Genomic DNA, 17850 nt, shown 5'->3' with positions numbered 1-17850 from the left:
GTCATGGAACGGGTGATCCGGGTTGGCGTCATCGGCGTTGACCATGGCCATATTCTCGGCATGGCCGCGTCCATGCGGGCGGCGGGTGCGCAGATCGTTGCCTGGAGCACGGGCGTGGACACGGGCGATGCGGAACGCGCCGCCTTCCGCAGCCTGTTTCCTGACGTGCCGCAGCGCGAGGAGGCCGCCATTCTGGAGGATGGCAGCCTCGACATCATCCTGAGCGCTGCAGTGAATGCGGACAGGGCGCGGGTCGCCATCGCCGCCATGCGCCACGGCAAGGACGTGATGGTGGACAAGCCGGGCTGCACCTCGCTGGAGCAGCTGGCGCAGATCCGGCAGGTGCAGGCGGAAACCGGGCGGATCTGGTCCGTCTGCTTCTCCGAGCGGCTGCAGGTGGAAAGCGCCACGCTGGCCGGGCAATTGATCGCGGAAGGGCGGATCGGCAAGGTGGTGCAGACCATTGGTCTTGGGCCCCACCGGCTGAATGCGGCAACGCGCCTGGACTGGTTCTGGGCCCGCGAGCGCTCTGGCGGCATCCTCACGGATATCTGCGCGCATCAGTTCGACCAGTTCCTGTTCTTCACCGGCTCCACCACTGCAAGGGTGGTCAGCGCCCATGCGGGCAATGTGGCCAATGCTGAGCGGCCCGGCTTTCAGGACTTCGGCGAGGTTCTGTTGGAGGGGAGCGGCGGGCGCGGTTACGCCCGGGTGGACTGGCTGACGCCGGATGGCCTGCCGGTCTGGGGCGATGGGCGCATGACCATTCTGGGCACCGAAGGCTTCATCGAGCTGCGCAAATACATCGACATCGCGGGCCGTCCGGGCAAGGATCACGTGTTCCTGTCGGACCGTAGCGGCACGCACTATCTCAACGCCGAAGGGGCCGGGAAACCCTATTTCGCGGCGCTCTGCGCGGACATTCTGGCGCGGGGCGAAAGCGCGATGCCGCAGGCGCACGCCTTTCTGGCAACGGAACTGGCCCTGACAGCACAGCAGATGGCGGAAGCGGCAGGGCAGGGGGAGACTGCAGAATGAGCCGTCCGATAGGTATTGCCGTTCTGGGGGCTGGCATCGGCAAGGCGCATGCGCTGGCGATTGCCGGCCTGCCGGATCACTACAGCCTGCTCTATGTCTGCGATCTGGACAGGGCACGGGCGGAAGAGGCGGCCAGCGCCGTGCCGGGTTGCAAGGCCGTGACGGACATGGCCGAAGTGCTGGCAGATCCTGAGGTGGAGATTGCCGCTATCTGCCTGCCGCCGCGCCTGCATCATGCGGTGACGCTGGCAGTGCTTGAAGCTGGCAAGCATGCCATCTGCGAAAAGCCGTTGACCGGGTCCCTGCGTGAGGCGGACGAGATCATCGCAGCGGCGGAGCGTTCTGGCCGTCAGGTGTTTCCGGTGTTCCAGTACCGCTATGGCGCTGGCTACCGGGCTGTGCATGCGCTGAAGCAGGCGGGGCTGCTGGGCAAGGCCTATACGCTGTCCATCGAGACCCACTGGCAGCGCGGGGCAGCCTATTACGCGCCGGCCTGGCGCGGCACCTGGGCGGGCGAGATGGGCGGCGTCATCGTCAGTCATGCCTGCCATGCCCACAACCTTGCCACCTTCCTCATGGGCGATGTGCAGGAGGTGGCGGCCTTCCTCGAGACGCGGGTGAACCCGATCGAGACGGAAGACTGCGCCGCCATCATCCTGCGGCTTGCCAGCGGCGCTCTGGCTACCTCATCGGTGACGGTGGGGGCGGCGGGAAACTCGTCCCGCTTCCGTGCCTGTTTCGAGCATGTGACCGCGACATCCGGCACGCATCCCTATCAGATCGGCGCCGGTCCCTGGACGTTCGAGGCCACGGATCCGGCCCGTCAGGCGGAAATCGATGCTGTTGTGGCCGCCGCTGCCGAACCGCCGCTGCGCTACGCCGGGCAGCTTGCCGACATTCACGCAAGGCTCAGCGGCCAGCCGGATCTCTACCTGCCCAGCCTCGCCGAGGCGCGCCATTCGGTGGAGCTGATGACGGCGCTCTATGCTTCTGCGCGCGGCGAAGGCCTCGTCAAGCTGCCGCTCTCCGCAGACCATCCGCTTTATGGCGGCTGGCAGCCCTGAACGGGCTGTGCCGCTGCTACCAACTCGCAATGAGCTTGACCCATCAAGAGCTGGTCAAGCCCATACGGCGCCTTAGCAATTTCAAGGCGTGATGCGTCAGCATTCATAGCCTTGGTATGAGCGATTGCTAGAGGGGGCTCCTCTGCTACTTCAAAAACTGGATATGCGGGCCTTTGTGGTGGTCGGAGGGGCAGACGTGGGCTCTGACGCAGAAGACGCAGCGGAGCAGGTCTTCGGTCAGGATCTCTGCGGGCGTGCCATTGGCGACGATGCGGCCCTGTTCCAGCACGATGATGCGGTCGCAGAACATGGCGGCGTGGTTGAGGTCATGCAGCGCGATGATACTGGTGACGGGCAGGCCTGCAATGAGCTTCAGCAGGCTGATCTGGTGTTGGATGTCCAGATGGTTGGTCGGCTCATCAAGGATTAGCTCGCGCGGGCTCTGGGCCAGGGCGCGGGCGATGTGGGCGCGCTGCTTTTCGCCGCCCGAAAGATGCTGCCAGCGCTCGTGCCGCTTGGCGGCCATGCCGGAGCGCTCCAGCGCCTCTTCCACCGCGTGTTCATCGGCCTTTGTCCAGCCGGAGAACATGGAGCGATGCGGGAAGCGGCCGAGCTTGACCACATCCTCGACCTTGAGATTGGCGTTGGTGGTGGCGTGCTGTTCGACGAAAGCCACACGCTGGGCCACCGTCTTGCGGGAAATCTTTTGAATGTCCCGGTCTTCCAGCAGCACGCGGCCGGAATGGGGCTGCTTGAGCCCGGCCAGCAGGCGCAGCAGCGAGGTCTTGCCGGAGCCGTTCGGCCCCAGCAGGCCCAGCATTTCGCCGGGCATTGCCTCGAAGGAAATATCCTCCAGAACGGTTTTGGCGCCAATCTTCCAGGCGATGTTTTCAGACCTGATGCTCATGATGCACGCTGGAAACGGTAGAGGATGATGGAAAAGACCGGTACGCCGACAAGGGCCGTCACGACGCCGATCGGCAGAACCTGCTGCGGGATGAGAATGCGCGAGGCAATGTCCGCCAGCACCATGAAGATGGCCCCGCCAATGGCGCATGCCGGCAGCAGCCGGATGTGCAGCGGCCCCACAAGAAAGCGCGCCGCATGGGGAATGACCAGCCCGACGAACCCGATGGAGCCCACCATGCTGACGATGGTGGCGGTGAGAAGCGCGGTCAGGCAGAACAGGCTGAGGCGGGCGCGGCTGACGTTGACGCCAAGCGCTGCGGCCGATTCATCACCAAAGGCAAAGGCATCGAGAATGCGCGAATAGGCGAGGCAGGCGATGAGGCCGAGGCCGACGACGATGGAAACGAGCGTGAATTCCGGCCAGCGCACGCCGCCGAAGCTGCCAAGCAGCCAGAACATCACGTCGCGCGCCTGCTGGGCGTTGCCCGCCGTCGTGACCACATAGGACGTGGCGGCATTGAAGAGCTGGGAGGCGGCAACACCGGCCAGAATGGTGCGGTCTGCACCGCCTCTGGTGCCGTTGGACAGCAGGGCGACGAAGAGAAAGGCGGCAAAGGCACCGGCAAAAGCGCCCGCAGACAGGGAAACCGTGCCAGCGCCGATCCCGAGGATGACAATGCAGACAGCGCCGGTCGATGCACCGGCCGAAATGCCGAGCACATAGGGCTCGGCCAGCGGATTGCGCAGCAGCGACTGCATGATCGCGCCGGAGATCGCAAGGCCTGCCCCGCAGAACGCCGCAACAAGAGCACGGCTGAGACGGTAGTCCCAGATGACGGACTCATGGATGCGGTTCAGCTCGACCGCAGTCCAGCCGAGCTTGTTCGTTATTGCAGTGTATGTAGTGGAAAGCGGGATCGGCATGTCACCGATCCCGACGCTGATGCCGACCACCAGAGTAATGGCTGCAAGGCTGGCAAGCAGCAGGCCCAGGGTTACCAGGGTCTGCCGCAGTGCATAGCCAGACTGGCTCGTCTTAATCACATTGCTCACCGCAGGCCGAGTGCCTTGAGCTGCTCGGCCACCTGTTCGGCGCCGAAGATCGTGCGCACGGTCGGGTTCATGGCCTGTCCGTCCATGATCACCATCGCCTTGTTCTTCACGGCGGGCATCTGGCTGGTCGCCGGGTCGGAGGTCAGGAACTCAATCTTGGCTTCGGCCTTGTCCAGTTCCCAGCGGTTACGGTCAACGCGGGCGACGACGATCACATCCGGGTTGGAGGCGATGATGCTCTCCCAGCCGAGAGCGGGAGACTCGGCTTCCGACTGAATGGCATTGGTGCCGCCCAGGACATCGGCGATGAAGCCGGATGCGCTGAACTTTCCACCCAGATAGGCATCTGCGGACGGTGACGGGCTGGAGAACCAGAACACGTAGGACAGCTTCTTGCCATCCTTGGGGGAGCCGGCGCGCAGATCGGCTTCGCGCTTCTTCAGGTCGGCGATCAGGGCCTGACCCTTCTCCTGCACGTCAAAGATCTGGGCGAGTTCGTCGATTTCCTTGAAGAGCGTGTCCATCTGCCAGAGCGTGGAGCGGTCGCCATAGCCGAACTTGTCCTTGGCTGCACCTTCCGCGACGCAGGTGCTGGGCGACAGGTAGACCGGAATTTCCAGCTTTTCAAAGTCTTCGCGCTTTGCAACCTTGCTCGAGGCGCCGATCAGGCTCGGCAGGGCGGCGGTCACAAAATCCGGGTTTTCCGCCAGAATGGATTCGAAAGTCGGAAACTCGACCGTCAGCACCTTCACCTTGGCATTGGCTTCCTCCAGCTGAGGCAGAACCTTGTTCGGCCAGAAGGCGGTGCCAACCATCTTGTCCTCGAGGCCGAGCAGCAGCAGGATTTCCGCGCTGTTCTGGCCAAGGCCAACAGCCCGCTCCGGCGCCTTGGTGAAGGTAACCTGCACGCCGCAGTTCTCGATGGTGAGCGGATACTGGGTCTGTGCAGCGGAGGCTGGCGTTGCCGCGGCGGCAAGGCAAGCGATGACGCTCGAGGCGATCAGAAGAGATTTCATGGGGATGTTCCGGCCAAGCTGTTGAAGCTGGCGCCTTATAACTGTGCGTGCTGAAGTAAACAAGACTCTGAAACTCATATTTTGTGGGCCTGTGAGTTTTTTGAGCCGCAGCCTATGCGGGGCGTTCGTTCACGGTTTTCTGCCCTGCCAGCCTTGTCCCCCGGACAAAAAGAAAGCGCGGATGACCGGGGTCATCCGCGCCAAGGAGCGTCTTGGGAGGACTTTGAAAAAGGCCCGGGCTTGCCGGCAGGGCCGGTGTCCGTGCTCTTCTTGTTGTGGCGGTCCTCGGACCGCCGGGGTTTCTGGCGGGCGTTGCCACCCGCCTTTGATGTCAGGTGGCCGGAACGGTGACCGTGGCGCCGTTTGCTGCCGCAACGCCATTGACGGTCAGCTTGCGCGTTTCGCCGGCCGGCAGGATCACCTTCGCCTCTGTCCATGCCGGGGAATAGGCGCCCGTGCGGGAGAGGGTGAGGCTGATGCTGTCTGCATCGCTGGTCAGTTCCATGCGGATCAGGGCATGGTTGCCGTCCAGCGCGTTGGCGGCAAAGCCGTCGTCCGCATATTCATGACTGACGCTCGACGCCGTCCCCTGTGCCGGGAAAATGGCGAGGGTGCGGGCCGTGTCCTTGCGGCTGTCGGCGCGGGTCAGGCCTTCGGCCAGCGGCAGGACGCTGCCTGCACGCACGAACAGCGGCATGGAGCCAAGCGTGACGGGCAGCGTGAGGTCCTGACCGCCTGCATGCCACTCGCCGGTCCAGAAGTTCCACCAGCCGGTGCCGTTTTCCGGCAGATAGAGCTTGCGCGATGCTGCGCCCTTGTCCATGACGCTTGCCACCAGCAGGTCACGGCCGATCAGGAACTCGTCGCTTTCGGCGAAGGTGCGTGCATCGCTCTCGTGGTCGAGGAACGTGGGACGCAGCATCGGCTCGTCGGCCGTCACTGCCGCATGCAGCACCGTGTAAAGGTAGGGCAGCAGGCGGTAGCGGAACTTGATCGCATCGCGGATGTGGTCCGTCACTTCCGGGAACATCCAGGGCTCGTTGACCGTGCGGTCGTCGTTCCAGGAATGAATGGTGAAGCGCGGATGGAAGATGCCGTTCTGCACCCAGCGGACAAACAGCTCCGGCTCGGGACGCGGACCGGCAAAGCCGCCTACGTCATGGCCTATGTTGTAGAGGCCGGAGAGCGACATGCCGAGGCCCATGCGGGTGTTGTAGCGCACGGTCTCCCAGGCGGTGCGGTTGTCGCCGGACCAGGTCTGGGCGTAACGCTGCAGCCCCGGCGCGCCGGAGCGGGAGATGAGATAGGGGCGCACATCCGGCTGGTGGCGCACCTGCGCCTCGTAGCTGGCGCGGGTCATCAGCACCGGCATCAGCGGGCGGATGAGACCGATATCGATGGTCTCGCCGAAGCCGTTGCAGCGGGCGTGGCTGTCCCAGATCTCGTATTCGTTGTTGTCGTTCCAGGTGGAGTTGATGCCGTAACCGAGCAGCTTTTCGGTCACGTTCTGCTGCCACCAGGCGATGGTTTCCGGGTTGGTGAAGTCAAGGTGCGCGCCCTCGTCATCCCAGAACACGGAGCGGGCAGGCGTGTCGCTCTCGCTGTCGAGAACGAACAGCTTCTTCGCTGTCACATCGGCGAACATCGGATGATCCTGCAGCAGGCAGGGCTTGATGTTGGCCGCCAGATGCAGACCGGCGGAGGCAAATTTCGCCGACATGCCCGCCGGGTCCGGCACCTTGGCCGTGTTCCAGTTGAAGACGTAGCGCTTCAGGCCAATGGAGGTGTAGCCCGAGGACAGCTGGAAGCTGTCGCAGGGGATGTCGTGCTCTTCCACCAGCCGGACGAAACCTTCCAGCTGCTCCTGCGCGTTCTCTGCATCGGTGTAATGCATCGTCGAGCCGGAGTAGCCGATGGTCCACAGCGGCGGGAAGGCGGTGCCGCCGGTGAGGCGGACATTGGCCTTGACCACATCCAGAACCGAGGCGCCCCAGCTCATGTAATAGTCGAGGTCGCCGTCTTCGGCGCGGTAGGCGCGGTAGGGCTTGTGGTAGTTGTCCAGCTCGTTGCCGAGATCGAACCAGCTGCCTGCAAGGTTGTCGTAGAAGACGCCAAAGGCACCGGCCGAGGCCGTGCGGGTGACGCTGAAGGGCCAGTGCTTGTAGAGCGGGTCCGTCGAGCGGGCGTCATAGCCCATGGCGTCGAGGTTGCGCATCTCGAAGCGGCGGCCGGAGCGTTCCACATCACCTGCCTTTTCGCCAAGGCCGTAGACCCGTTCGCCGGTCTTGCGCAGCAGGAAATGGGCATGGGCGTGGGACTTCACGTCCAGCAGATAGGCGCCGGTCGGGCGGTCTTCGGCAAAGACGAGGAAGCTGCCATCGGCCTGCTTTGCTTCCCATACGAAGGTGAGCGGCTTCGTGATGGTGAGGCGGAGCTTGTCCGTCGTCAGGACGATGCCGGCCTCGCCATTGTCCGTCAGCTTGAAGGCCGGGCAGGAGAAGCCCGAAAGATCACGCCGCGAGCGGCCTTCCCACGGGGTCTCGCAAGGCGTGGCCGTGCCTTCGGGCTTGGGCGCCACGGTCCAGCTGCGGCCCAGGCGGAAGTCTCCGTTCTTGCGCAGCTGCACGCGGAACAGGGCGTCTTCCAGCACTTCCACGGTCATCACGTGGCGGCCTTCGATGGCCAGCTCGATGCCGGCCTCGATGGAACGGGTGAGGGTGAATGTCTCAAGCGTCTTCATGACTTGTCTCCAGCGTCAGCCGCCATAACCCAGCAGCAGGCGCGGCAGCGCCAGGCTCAGGTCCGGAACATAGGTGATCAGCAGCAGCACGGCGAACTGCATGGCCATCATCGGCAGCAGCGGGCGCAGGACGCGGGCGATCGAGACCTTGGCCACGGAGCAGCCGACGAACAATGCAGAGCCGACGGGCGGGGTGCAGATGCCAAGGCACAGGTTGAAGGTCATCATCACGCCGAAGTGGACCGGGTCCATGCCCAGATCCTTCACCACCGGCAGGAAGATGGGCGTGAAGATCAGCAGCGCGGGCGTCATGTCCATGAACATGCCGACGACCAGCAGGGCGATGTTGATGATCAGCAGCAGCACCAGCGGGTTCTCGGACAGGGACAGCAGCAGATCGGAGATGGTGTAGGGAATGTCGGCAAAGGCCATGACGCGGGACATGGCGATGGAGCAGCCGACCATCAGCAGCACGATGGACGTGGTGACGGCGGAATCGATCATGATCCCCGGCAGGTCGCGGATGCTGATTTCCCGGTACCAGACGAGAGCCAGCAGCAGCGTGTAGACCACAGCGACGGCCGACGCCTCCGTGGGGGTGAAGATGCCCTTGATGATGCCGCCCATGATGACAATGATCAGGCCAAGCGGAAGCAGTGCATCGCCGGTCTTCCGGATCACTTCCTTCCAGCTCGGGCGCGGGGCGACCGGATAGCCGCGCTTCTTCGCCACGATGCCGGCGACGAGCATGATGCCGAGCCCCATGAGGATGCCCGGCACGTAGCCTGCGACGAACAGCGCCGCAATCGAGGTGCCGCCGGAAATCAGCGAGAAGACGATGAAGGTGGTGGAGGGCGGAATCAGCAGGCCGGTCGGGCAGGAGGCGATGTTGACGGCAGCGGAAAACGCCGGGTCATAGCCTTCCTTCTTCTGCAGCGGGGCCATGACGCCGCCAACGGCTGCCGCTGCGGCCACGGCCGAGCCGGAGATCGAGCCGAACATCATGTTGGCCAGCACGTTGCAGTGGGCCAGCGAGCCCGGCAGGCGGCCGCCAAGAACCTTGGCCAGCTCGATGAGACGCAAGGCGATGCCGCCCCGGTTCATGATGTTGCCCGCCAGAATGAAGAAGGGCACGGCCAGGAGCGTGAATGTATCGAGGCCCGAGGCCAGCTGCTGCGCTGTGTTGTTGATCGACTGGTCGTAGGTCAGGAACAGGGTGAAGGTCAGGACCGTCGAGATGCCGATTGCAAAGGCAATCGGAACGCCGATGAACATGAGCAGGAAGAATGCGCCAAACAGGGTGATGGCGCTCATCATTTCGGTTTCCATCGTCGCTTATCCTTTGCCCGGTTCTGCGCCGGATGAGGCATCGGCGTCGAGATCTTCAACGGGGGCGTAACGGCCTGTGATGAGCCCTGCGGCGAAATCGGCGCAGTAGTAGAGCATCAGGCCGCCGGAAATGGGGACGGCTGCGTAGACGTAGCCCATCAGAATGTTGAGGACAGGAACGATCTGGCCGGATGAGAGCGTCCGCTGCACAAGCGCCATGCCGCCCTTGACCATCACGATGGCGGCAAAGGCCGCGATCAGGGCCGTGACCAGCAGCGCAAGGTTGCGGGCGGCTTTCCGGGATGACATCTGGATCAGGAAGTCGATTGCCAGATGCTTGCGCTGGCCCAGGGTATAGGCCGCACCGATCAGGCCGACCCAGATGAACAGAACGCGTGCGATGCTTTCCATGACGACGCTTGGGGTCGGCAATACGTAGCGGGAAAGCACCTGCCAGACGACGCAAACCGTCATGACGGCAAACATCGCGGCGATGAACAGGCCCAGCACGCGGTCAACGTGGGCTTTCAGTGCATGCATGGCTGCATGTCCTCCTCGTGGGGCAGGCAGCCTGCCCCGGTTTCCTCCCGGGACCTTTTGTGTCCCGGCCTGCCTTTCAATCTTGGTCTGCCGGTCTGCTGCACCGGTTGTCCGCATGTCCTGGCAGCAGCCGGTGCCTCGTTGGGCAGGGGCATGCTGCGGTTCGGTATGGCGGTTGGGCCGCCTCTGCTGACAACTGTCCCGGTGTTGAAGCCCCCAGACAATGCCGGAAAATGAGGCGGATTGCCTCCTTAACCGGCTGGTCAGAGAAAACCTATTTCCGGGAATTGGTCAACCAATTTCCAAAACCGGTTGACAAAGGCGGTGCTTTGACGAAATTTCTGGTCGCGCGCCGGGCCTTTTTGATCAACCAATCTGGTCGGAGGGTGCCGCCGGTTTCCGATGTGGCCGGCAGGGGGAGGTTCCTCGCCGCGCGCATCCTGAAGTATCATCGGGAGGTAATTTGACATGCGTATGACCTATCGTCTCGGCGCTCTGGCTGGTGCAGCCCTGCTGGCTTTTTCCGCAACCGCCGACGCCCGCACCCTGAAGCTCAACCACAACAACCCGGAAGACCATCCGCTGCACAAGTCGATGGAATTCATGGCCAAGCGCGTCGATGAACTGACCAGCGGCAGCCTGAAGATCCGCATCTATGCGAATGCGCAGCTGGGCAACCAGCGCGAATCCATGGAAATGCTGCAGAACGGTTCGCTCGACATGGCCCGCTCCAACGCCAGCGAGCTGGAAGCCTTCGACGAATCCTACACACCGCTGAACCTGCCGTTCCTGTTCAAGGACGAAGAGCACGCCTACAAGGTGTTCTCCGGCGAGATCGGCACCGACATTCTCGAAGCTTCGAAGGACAAGGGTTTCGTTGGCATCGCCTATTACGTGGAAGGCGCGCGCTCCTTCTATGCCAACAAGGAAATCAAGTCCCCGGCCGACCTGAAGGGCATGAAGATCCGCGTGCAGCCGAGCCCGACCGCCATCCGCATGGTCGAGCTGATGGGCGCAAGCCCGACCCCGATTGCCTATGGCGAGCTGTACAGCGCGCTGCAGCAGGGCGTGGTTGACGGCGCCGAGAACAACCCGCTGGCTCTGACCACCGCCCGTCATGGTGAAGTCGCCAAGATCTTCTCCGAAGACGAGCACACCATGGTTCCGTCCGTGGTGCTGGTCTCCACCCAGACCTGGGATACCCTGTCCGACGAGGAAAAGGCTGCCCTGAAGCAGGCTGCCCACGAGTCCATGGACCTGCACCGCGCCAGCTGGAACGAGCAGGTTGCCGCCGGCAAGGTGCAGGCCGAGAAGGAAATGGGCGTGAAGTTCGTGACCGTCGACAAGGCTCCGTTCGCTGAAGCCGTGAAGCCGATGATCGAGGAAGCTGCCGCCAAGTCTCCGCGCGTGGCTGACCTCATCAAGCGCATTCAGGCCGCTGGCGAGTAAGACAACCGGAATCCGGGTGTTCTGCACCCGGATTCCTCTTATGTTTCAGGGGGAAGGTGGGCAGATGCGCTGCATCGTGCAATTGACGCAAGGTGGCGGTTTGCCGGACACTTGAGGGATGAGACAGACCGGCAGGAGGAGAGGGGCCACATGAACGGGTCCTGACGCCGGATGGAGGACGAAGATGATCGAGGCATCCGGCAGGCGGCGCTACGAGGAGGTGGCGGAGGCCCTGCGGCGGGAGCTGGCCGGGGGAACCTATCAGCCCGGCGACCGCATGAAGCCCGAGCGGCAGATTTCTGACGAGCTGGGTGTTTCGCGCTCCATCGTGCGCGAGGCGATCCTGAGGCTCGAAATCGAAGGGCTTGTCGATGTGCGCAAGGGCTCCGGCACCTATGTGGTGAAAGTGCCCGCCGGTGACGACACCGGCACGCGCGGAGACATCGGCCCTTTCGAATTGCTGCAGGCGCGGCAGGTGCTGGAAAGCTCCATCGCTGCCTTTGCAGCCACCACGGTGACCAAGGCCGACATCCTGCGCCTGCGCGAGGCGATGGAGATGGAGCGCCGGGCCATCGCAGAGGACACGGGTGACTATTCCGGCGATGAGCTGTTCCACCATCTCATTGCCGAAGCCACCCAGAACAGCGTGCTGGTCGACATGATCGACGAGCTGTGGCGCAAGCGCGAACAAAGCCCCATGTGGGCCCGCCTGCATGCGCGCATCTTCGACCGGACCTACCGGCACCGCTGGCTGGAGGATCATCAGGCGATCCTTACCGCCCTGCAGTGCCGCGACCCGCGCGCAGCCCGGCAGGCGATGTGGCAGCACCTTGAAAACGTGCGCCAGACCCTGATGGAACTGTCCGACGTGGATGACCCGCAGTTTGACGGCTATCTGTTCGACAGCCGCCCCGCGGCAGCTGCCGTCTCCTGAAGGCGGGCTCTGCGGGGAGAGAGTGGAGCACTGACGAAGGGCATTTGCCCGCTGAACCGAGTTTCCGCCGGAACCTGGCCCGCCCGCAGGATTGAGCAGGGGCTGGCCGTTCCGGCTTTCCCTCCCAAGACCCCAACCGCCTCCAATTGAGGAACCCCATCATGGAACAGACATGGCGCTGGTTCGGCCCGGCCGATCCCGTCTCGCTCGCCGATATCCGTCAGGCCGGTGCCACCGGCATCGTCTCCGCCCTGCATGACCAGCCCAATGGCACGGTCTGGCCGGTGGAGCGCATTCTCGAGCGCAAGGCCATGATCGAGGCAGCCGGACTCACCTGGTCGGTGGTCGAGAGCATTCCGGTCCATGAGGACATCAAGACCGCCGCGCCGGGCTGGGAGCGTTACGCCGAAGCCTGGGTGGAGAGCATGGTGAACCTCGCCCGCTGCGGCGTCCGGATCATCTGCTACAACTTCATGCCGGTGATCGACTGGACCCGTACGGATCTGGCCTATGAGCTGCCGGACGGCGCCCGCTGCCTGCGCTTTGATGCCGATGCCTTCGCCGCCTTTGACCTGTTCATCCTGAAGCGTGAAGGCGCGGAGGCTGAATACAGCGCGCAGGAGATCGACCAGGCCCGGGCCGCCCATGCGGCCATGAGCGAAGCTGACGTGGCCAAGCTGATGGCCAACATCATCGCCGGCCTGCCCGGCGCGGAGGAGAGCTATTCGCTCGACAGCTTCCGCGCCCGCCTCGCCACCTATGCCGAAGTTGATGCGGAGCGCCTGCGCGCCAACCTTGCCGCCTTCCTGAAGATCGTGATTCCGGTGGCCGAGAAGGAGGGCGTCGTGCTCGCCATCCATCCCGATGATCCGCCGCGCCCGCTGTTCGGCCTGCCGCGGGTGGTCTCCACCGCTGCCGACATGAAGGCGATTGCAGCGATGGTGGACAGCCCCGCCAACGGCTTCACCTTCTGCACCGGCTCCTATGGCGTGCGGCCGGACAACAATCTGGTCGAGATGTTCGAAACCCATGCGGACCGGGTGCATTTCCTGCATCTGCGTGCCACCAAGCGCGAGGCCGATCCGCGCAGCTTCCATGAAGCCGCTCACCTTGATGGCGACGTGGACATGGTTGCGGTGATCAAGGCCGTGCTTCTGGCCGAGCGCCGCCGGGGCATCGAGCTGCCGATGCGTCCCGACCATGGCCACCAGCTGCTGGATGACCTGCGCAAGACCTCCAACCCCGGCTACCCGGCCATCGGCCGCCTGCGCGGCCTTGCCGAGTTGCGCGGCGTCGAACGCGCCATCCGCGCCTTCATCTGACCGCTGCGTCAGAATAGGAACGTCAAAGGCCGGGCAGAAATGCCCGGCCTTTGTGTTTGGAGGTTGACGAATTTTTCAGTATTTCGTCATGCCATGACTTGATCATGGCATCCACCCCGTTTGATTCAGACTTGATAAGTGAGAGTAATCTGTCTGTCTGACAAGGTAATTTCGGGTCTTCTGTAATGGAATGGATGCCATGATCAAGTCATGGCATGACGGATGATGCGGAAGTTTTACGAAATATTACGTCACACCTGTGCCAGCGCCCAGATGTCATCCTTCGCTCCCGGTCCTGCTGCAATGACAGGGGCGCCTTTGCCGAGGCCGAAGGCGGTGGCGGGGAAGGGTTCGTGGAAGCCGCCGGCTTCCTTGACGAGGCAGAAGCCGGCCATGCAGTCCCAGGCGTGCATGTAAGGCTCGTAAAAGCCGACGAGCCGGCCGGCCGAAACATAGGCCAGCATCAGCGCGCCCGAGCCGTTGCGGATCATGTTGCCGCCCCTTGCCGTCAGCGCCGTGACGATCGCGCCGGTGCGCTCGGGCGTCACATGGCTGTTGCTGCTGATGCCGGTGAGGCCGTTCTGCATGGTGCGGGACGGGTCTAGCTTCAGCGGCTTGCCGTTGAGTGTGGCGCCATGGCCTTCGGCGGCGGCAAAAGTCTCCTGCAGCACGGGGGCGAGAATGACGCCGATGACCGGCTCACTCTCCCGGGCAACGGCGATGGAGACGCACCAGGTGGGCAGGCCGTTGACGAAGGGCGCCGTGCCGTCGATCGGGTCCACCACCCATGTGTAGGGCGAGGTGCCGCCCGTCTGGCCGTATTCCTCGCCGAGGAAGCCGTCATCGGGAAAGGCGGCAGCGACCTTTTCGCGGATGAGCTTTTCGACATTGCGGTCGGCGATGGAGACGACGTCCTGAAGGTTCGCCTTGGTCTCGATCACCAGCGTTTCGCGCCGGTTGAAATAGTCGAGCGCAAGGGCGGCGGCTTCTGTTGCGATGGATCTGGCCAGATCGAAGCGGCCGGCAATGGCGGCGGAGTGCGGGTCTGCGGTCATTTCGGGGACTGTGTCCTTTAACTGGCAGGATCAGGCTGCGATGAGGGCGATGCCGCGCTGGCGCAGGCGGATGGCCACATCCGTGCGGGCGGGCAGGGGAGATGGGGTTTCATGGTCTACCACGAACAGCGTCCCGGCAACGGTTTCCACCTCATATTCGGCATGATCGCCGAGATAGGCCGAGGTGAGGATGCGGCCGGCGAGGCTGCCCGGCGCGGCCTCTCCGGCAGCAAGGCTTACGGCGCCGGGGCGGATGGCGAGCTGGGCGCTGCCGGTTCTCGCCCCCGTGGCGGGAAGCTGATGCTCCAGCGGGCCAAGGCGGACGCGGGCGCTGGTGCCATCGGTCTCGATCACCTCACAGGGCAGCACGTTGGCCTCGCCCATGAAGTCGGCGATGAAGCTGGAGGCGGGCGCCTCGTAAAGTTCACGCGGGGCACCGGACTGGGCGATGCGGCCATCCTTCATCACGATGATCGTGTCCGACACAGCCAGCGCCTCGTCCTGATCATGCGTCACATAGACGGCGGTGAAGCCGAGGCGCTGCTGCAATTCGCGGATCTCGGTGCGCACCCGGCGGCGCAGGCGGGCGTCGAGGTTGGACAGGGGCTCGTCGAGCAGCAGAACCTGCGGCTCCAGCACCAGCGCACGGGCAACGGCAACACGCTGCTGCTGGCCGCCGGAGAGTTCCGCCGGCAGCCGGTGGCCCATGCCGGCAAGGCCGACCTGCTTCAGCCCCTCTTCGGCGCGCTCGCGGGCCTGCTTGCCCTTGAGGCCGGAGGATTCAAGGCCATAGGCCACGTTCTCCAAGGCGCTCATGTGCGGGAACAGGGCATAGGACTGGAACACCATCGACACGTCGCGGGCATGGGCGGGCAGCATGGTCACGTCCTTGCCGCCGATGAAGATCTTGCCCCCGGTCGGGTGCTCCAGCCCCGCCAGCATGCGCAAGGTGGTGGTCTTGCCGCAACCGGAAGGGCCGAGCAGGGTGACGAGGGTTCCCGGTTCGATCGTCAGCGACAGATCGGGAACGGCGGTGAAAGTGCCGAAGTCCTTGCGCACATGCTCGAAGACCACGGAGCCGGGCTTGTGGGATGTCATGCGGTTTTCTCCTGAGCGGACTTGAGTTCGGAAGATGCTGCAAGGCCGGAAACCCGGTTCTCGCGGCGCAGGCGCCGTTCGCCGACCAGGAACTGGAACCCGGCGATGACCGTGATCATCACGGCGATGAGCATCGTGGAATAGGCGATGGCGACGCCGTACTCGCCGTTTTCGACAAGGCCGACGATGTAGGATGTGGCCATGTTGTATTCCGCGCTGACGAGGAAGATCACCGCGCTGATGGAGGTGATGGCCCGCACGAAGGAATAGACCAGCGCAGCGGTGATGGCCGGGCGCAGCAGCGGCAGGATCACCTTGCGCAGGGTCCGGGCGCTGGTGGCCCGCAACGTCAGGGAGGCTTCGTCAAGGCTCTTGTCCAGCTGGCTCATGGCCGCAATGCCGCCGCGCACGCCCACGGGCATGTTGCGGAAGACGAAGCAGGCGATGAGGATCAGCGCCGAGCCGGTCATTTCCAGCGGCGGCAGGTTGAAGGCCATGATGTAGCTGATGCCGATGACCGTGCCGGGGATGGCAAAGCTCATCATCAGCGCGAATTCGAAGGCATTCTGGCCCGCGAACTTCTGCCGGACGATGATATAGGCCGTCAGCAGGCCGACAGCCGCCGTCAGGGGAGCCGCCAGCAGGGCGATCTTGATGGTGGTCCAGAAGGAGTTCCAGGCAACGCCCGTCCAGGCAAGGCTGCCGCCGTCGAAGCTGACCGAGAAGGCCTTGGCATAGTGGGCAAGGGTCAGCGTGTGGTCGAGACCCCAGGTCTTCACGAAGCCGCCGAAGACGATCATGCCGTAAATGACCAGCGTGAAGGCCATCCACGGCAGCACGATGGCATAGACCACGCGCGAAACGCTCTTCGGCAGGGGAATGTGCGAACCGCTGTCGCCCTTGCCCGTGACGGTGGCGAAGTTCTTGCCCTTCAGCCAGAAACGCTGGGCGAGGAAGGCCGTCAAGGTGAAGCCAAGCAGGATCATCGCCAGCACGGCCGCGCGTGAGGGATCATTCTGCGAGCCGACGACGGCGAAGAAGATTTCGGTCGAGAGCACGCCATGGCTGCCGCCGAGCACGAGGGGGTTGCCGAAGTCGGCCATGCTTTCGATGAAGCCGATGAGGAAGGCATTGGCGAGGCCCGGCTTCATCAGGGGCAGGGATACATGCCAGAAGGTGCGCCAGCGGTCGGCCTTGAGGGTTTGCGAGGCTTCTTCCAGCGAGGGGCTAACCCCTTCCACCACGCCGATGAGCACGAGGAAGGCGATGGGCGTGAAGGACAGCACCTGCGCGATCCAGATGCCAGTGAGGCCATAGAGCCAGCGGCCCGGCTCGATGCCGAAGAGGTCCGACAGGCCTTGCGTGACCACACCGGAGCGGCCGAACAGCAGCACCAGCGCAAGGCCGATGACGAAGGGCGGGGTGATGATCGGCAGTACCGTGATGAGGCGCAGGCCCTTCTTCAGCGGGAAGCGCGTGCGGGTGGCGGCCAGCGCAAAGGCAAGGCCAAGCAGCGTGGAGCCAAGGCCCGTCATGATGGCCAGCCAGAAGGTGCGCCAGGCAACGCCGCAGCGGCCGTCTCCGGTCAGGCAGGAAAGGCTCCAGATGCTGGGGTCCACCACGTTGCGCAGGAAGCCGTCCGGCTTGAACGAGCCGTCGAAGTCCTGCACCGACCCGGCAAACATGCTGCCGATGGGATAGAAGACGAAGACCGCGACAAGAAACACCAGCAGCGAAATGGCTCCGGCGATGAAGGCGTCGCCTTTCATGGCGCCGAGTTCTGCGCAGCCGAAGGCGAACATCAGGACGAAGACGGTGGTCAGCGTGATGGCCCCGGCGCCCATGGCGGGCTGACCGGTGGAGAGGGCACCGAAGAGGGTTTCGCTGATCGTCCAGTTCCAGCCCGTGAAACCGATGGCAAGCCCTTGCAGGCTCATGAACAGCACTCCGGCGGCTCCTGCCGCCGCCAGAAGGCGGCCGCGGGTGGGCTGGGCGCTCATCAGGCGCGATGCGCTGCCTGCTGCAAACAGCGCGATGGCCACGAAAACCCAGGGGCGCCCGTTGGCGGCTGCCTGCAGCAGGCCCGGTTCCAGATCAGGGGTGGAGAGAAAGCTGGACACCCAGCCCAGCCCGAAGAAGCCGCCTTCGACCCTGTACCACGGCACAAGAATGAGGGCGGCTGCGCCGAGGGCCAGAAGCAAGTCCAGTCGCCGGTTGCTCGTCTGCATGGAAACTGCCTGTTGTTTAAGCGGGAAGGAATGCCGGAAGCAGCACCCGGGCGGTAAAACCCGTGTGCTGCAGGC

The 17850-nt window shown here is 64.0% G+C and carries 14 protein-coding genes; 5 read left to right on the top strand and 9 right to left on the bottom strand.

All coding sequences use genetic code 11. The features are described 5' to 3' along the window. Positions 1-3 precede the first annotated feature (3 nt). Positions 4-1038 (top strand): Gfo/Idh/MocA family protein, encoded by a 1035-nt coding sequence (locus IF10I1_RS03915; RefSeq protein WP_186391256.1) that lies wholly within the window; start codon positions 4-6, stop codon positions 1036-1038. Beyond that, positions 1035-2102 carry a Gfo/Idh/MocA family protein gene (locus IF10I1_RS03910; RefSeq protein WP_186391255.1) on the top strand — a complete coding sequence of 356 codons (1068 nt, stop codon included), beginning with the start codon at positions 1035-1037 and terminating at the stop codon, positions 2100-2102. Before IF10I1_RS03915 ends, IF10I1_RS03910 begins: the two co-directional genes overlap by 4 nt. A 145-nt stretch (positions 2103-2247) precedes the next feature. Here IF10I1_RS03910 and IF10I1_RS03905 read toward each other — a convergent pair whose 3' ends face one another. The 6 genes from IF10I1_RS03905 to IF10I1_RS03880 all read right to left on the bottom strand — a co-directional run bounded on the left by IF10I1_RS03905 (position 2248) and on the right by IF10I1_RS03880 (position 9689). Beyond that, a complete protein-coding gene (locus IF10I1_RS03905; RefSeq protein WP_186391254.1) occupies positions 2248-3009 on the bottom strand; it encodes an ABC transporter ATP-binding protein in 762 nt (253 codons plus the stop codon). Then, on the bottom strand, positions 3006-4025 hold the full coding sequence (locus IF10I1_RS03900) for a FecCD family ABC transporter permease (RefSeq protein WP_371328665.1): 1020 nt from the start codon (positions 4023-4025) through the stop codon (positions 3006-3008). The genes IF10I1_RS03905 and IF10I1_RS03900 overlap by 4 nt, the downstream gene beginning before the upstream one ends. 35 nt (positions 4026-4060) lie before the next feature. After that, entirely contained in the window at positions 4061-5080 is a 1020-nt protein-coding gene (locus IF10I1_RS03895) for an ABC transporter substrate-binding protein (protein WP_186391253.1), read from the bottom strand. 331 nt (positions 5081-5411) lie between these two features. Next, positions 5412-7820: a TIM-barrel domain-containing protein gene (locus IF10I1_RS03890; RefSeq protein WP_186391252.1), complete on the bottom strand. Its 2409-nt coding sequence runs from the start codon at positions 7818-7820 to the stop codon at positions 5412-5414. 15 nt (positions 7821-7835) lie between these two features. Continuing rightward, positions 7836-9149 carry a TRAP transporter large permease gene (locus IF10I1_RS03885; protein WP_058899156.1) on the bottom strand — a complete coding sequence of 438 codons (1314 nt, stop codon included), beginning with the start codon at positions 9147-9149 and terminating at the stop codon, positions 7836-7838. 6 nt (positions 9150-9155) lie between these two features. Beyond that, entirely contained in the window at positions 9156-9689 is a 534-nt protein-coding gene (locus tag IF10I1_RS03880) for a TRAP transporter small permease (protein WP_050474589.1), read from the bottom strand. A gap of 468 nt (positions 9690-10157) precedes the next feature. Here IF10I1_RS03880 and IF10I1_RS03875 point away from each other — a divergent pair, with 468 nt between their 5' ends. The 3 genes from IF10I1_RS03875 to uxuA all read left to right on the top strand — a co-directional run bounded on the left by IF10I1_RS03875 (position 10158) and on the right by uxuA (position 13394). Then, complete coding sequence (locus IF10I1_RS03875; protein ID WP_186391251.1) at positions 10158-11138, top strand: TRAP transporter substrate-binding protein; 981 nt, start codon at positions 10158-10160, stop codon at positions 11136-11138. A gap of 184 nt (positions 11139-11322) precedes the next feature. Continuing rightward, entirely contained in the window at positions 11323-12072 is a 750-nt protein-coding gene (locus IF10I1_RS03870; RefSeq protein ID WP_050474592.1) for an FCD domain-containing protein, read from the top strand. A 161-nt stretch (positions 12073-12233) separates the two neighbouring features. Further along, positions 12234-13394, top strand: a complete 1161-nt coding sequence (gene uxuA, locus IF10I1_RS03865) for a mannonate dehydratase (RefSeq protein WP_186391250.1) — start codon at positions 12234-12236, stop codon at positions 13392-13394. 251 nt (positions 13395-13645) lie between these two features. Here the strand turns inward: uxuA and IF10I1_RS03860 are convergent, their stop codons facing one another. Genes IF10I1_RS03860 through IF10I1_RS03850 form a run of 3 tightly spaced genes read right to left on the bottom strand, consistent with a single transcriptional unit; the run spans position 13646 to position 17775 of the window. Continuing rightward, a complete protein-coding gene (locus IF10I1_RS03860) occupies positions 13646-14449 on the bottom strand; it encodes an inositol monophosphatase family protein (protein ID WP_186415625.1) in 804 nt (267 codons plus the stop codon). A gap of 30 nt (positions 14450-14479) precedes the next feature. Then, positions 14480-15547, bottom strand: coding sequence for an ABC transporter ATP-binding protein (locus tag IF10I1_RS03855; protein ID WP_186415626.1), 1068 nt, complete (start codon positions 15545-15547; stop codon positions 14480-14482). Beyond that, entirely contained in the window at positions 15544-17775 is a 2232-nt protein-coding gene (locus IF10I1_RS03850; RefSeq protein WP_186415627.1) for an iron ABC transporter permease, read from the bottom strand. The genes IF10I1_RS03855 and IF10I1_RS03850 overlap by 4 nt, the downstream gene beginning before the upstream one ends. Between the last annotated feature and the right edge of the window lie 75 nt (positions 17776-17850).

It is taken from the genome of Pannonibacter sp. I15F10I1 (assembly GCF_900185665.1).
Taxonomy (GTDB): domain Bacteria; phylum Pseudomonadota; class Alphaproteobacteria; order Rhizobiales; family Stappiaceae; genus Pannonibacter; species Pannonibacter indicus.
The sequence above is the reverse complement of the archived record's forward strand: the minus strand, read 5'-3'. Positions and strand labels throughout refer to the sequence as shown.

What these genes read in the sequence shown, in the direction of transcription:
- IF10I1_RS03870 (WP_050474592.1), top strand. Translation starts at nt 11,323, where the DNA reads ATGATCGAGGCATCCGGCAGGCGGCGCTACGAGGAGGTGGCGGAGGCC.
- IF10I1_RS03910 (WP_186391255.1), top strand. Translation starts at nt 1,035, where the DNA reads ATGAGCCGTCCGATAGGTATTGCCGTTCTGGGGGCTGGCATCGGCAAG.
- IF10I1_RS03860 (WP_186415625.1), bottom strand. Translation starts at nt 14,449, where the DNA reads ATGACCGCAGACCCGCACTCCGCCGCCATTGCCGGCCGCTTCGATCTG.
- IF10I1_RS03885 (WP_058899156.1), bottom strand. Translation starts at nt 9,149, where the DNA reads ATGGAAACCGAAATGATGAGCGCCATCACCCTGTTTGGCGCATTCTTC.
- IF10I1_RS03880 (WP_050474589.1), bottom strand. Translation starts at nt 9,689, where the DNA reads ATGCATGCACTGAAAGCCCACGTTGACCGCGTGCTGGGCCTGTTCATC.
- IF10I1_RS03875 (WP_186391251.1), top strand. Translation starts at nt 10,158, where the DNA reads ATGCGTATGACCTATCGTCTCGGCGCTCTGGCTGGTGCAGCCCTGCTG.
- IF10I1_RS03905 (WP_186391254.1), bottom strand. Translation starts at nt 3,009, where the DNA reads ATGAGCATCAGGTCTGAAAACATCGCCTGGAAGATTGGCGCCAAAACC.
- IF10I1_RS03850 (WP_186415627.1), bottom strand. Translation starts at nt 17,775, where the DNA reads ATGCAGACGAGCAACCGGCGACTGGACTTGCTTCTGGCCCTCGGCGCA.
- IF10I1_RS03890 (WP_186391252.1), bottom strand. Translation starts at nt 7,820, where the DNA reads ATGAAGACGCTTGAGACATTCACCCTCACCCGTTCCATCGAGGCCGGC.
- IF10I1_RS03895 (WP_186391253.1), bottom strand. Translation starts at nt 5,080, where the DNA reads ATGAAATCTCTTCTGATCGCCTCGAGCGTCATCGCTTGCCTTGCCGCC.
- uxuA (WP_186391250.1), top strand. Translation starts at nt 12,234, where the DNA reads ATGGAACAGACATGGCGCTGGTTCGGCCCGGCCGATCCCGTCTCGCTC.
- IF10I1_RS03855 (WP_186415626.1), bottom strand. Translation starts at nt 15,547, where the DNA reads ATGACATCCCACAAGCCCGGCTCCGTGGTCTTCGAGCATGTGCGCAAG.
- IF10I1_RS03915 (WP_186391256.1), top strand. Translation starts at nt 4, where the DNA reads ATGGAACGGGTGATCCGGGTTGGCGTCATCGGCGTTGACCATGGCCAT.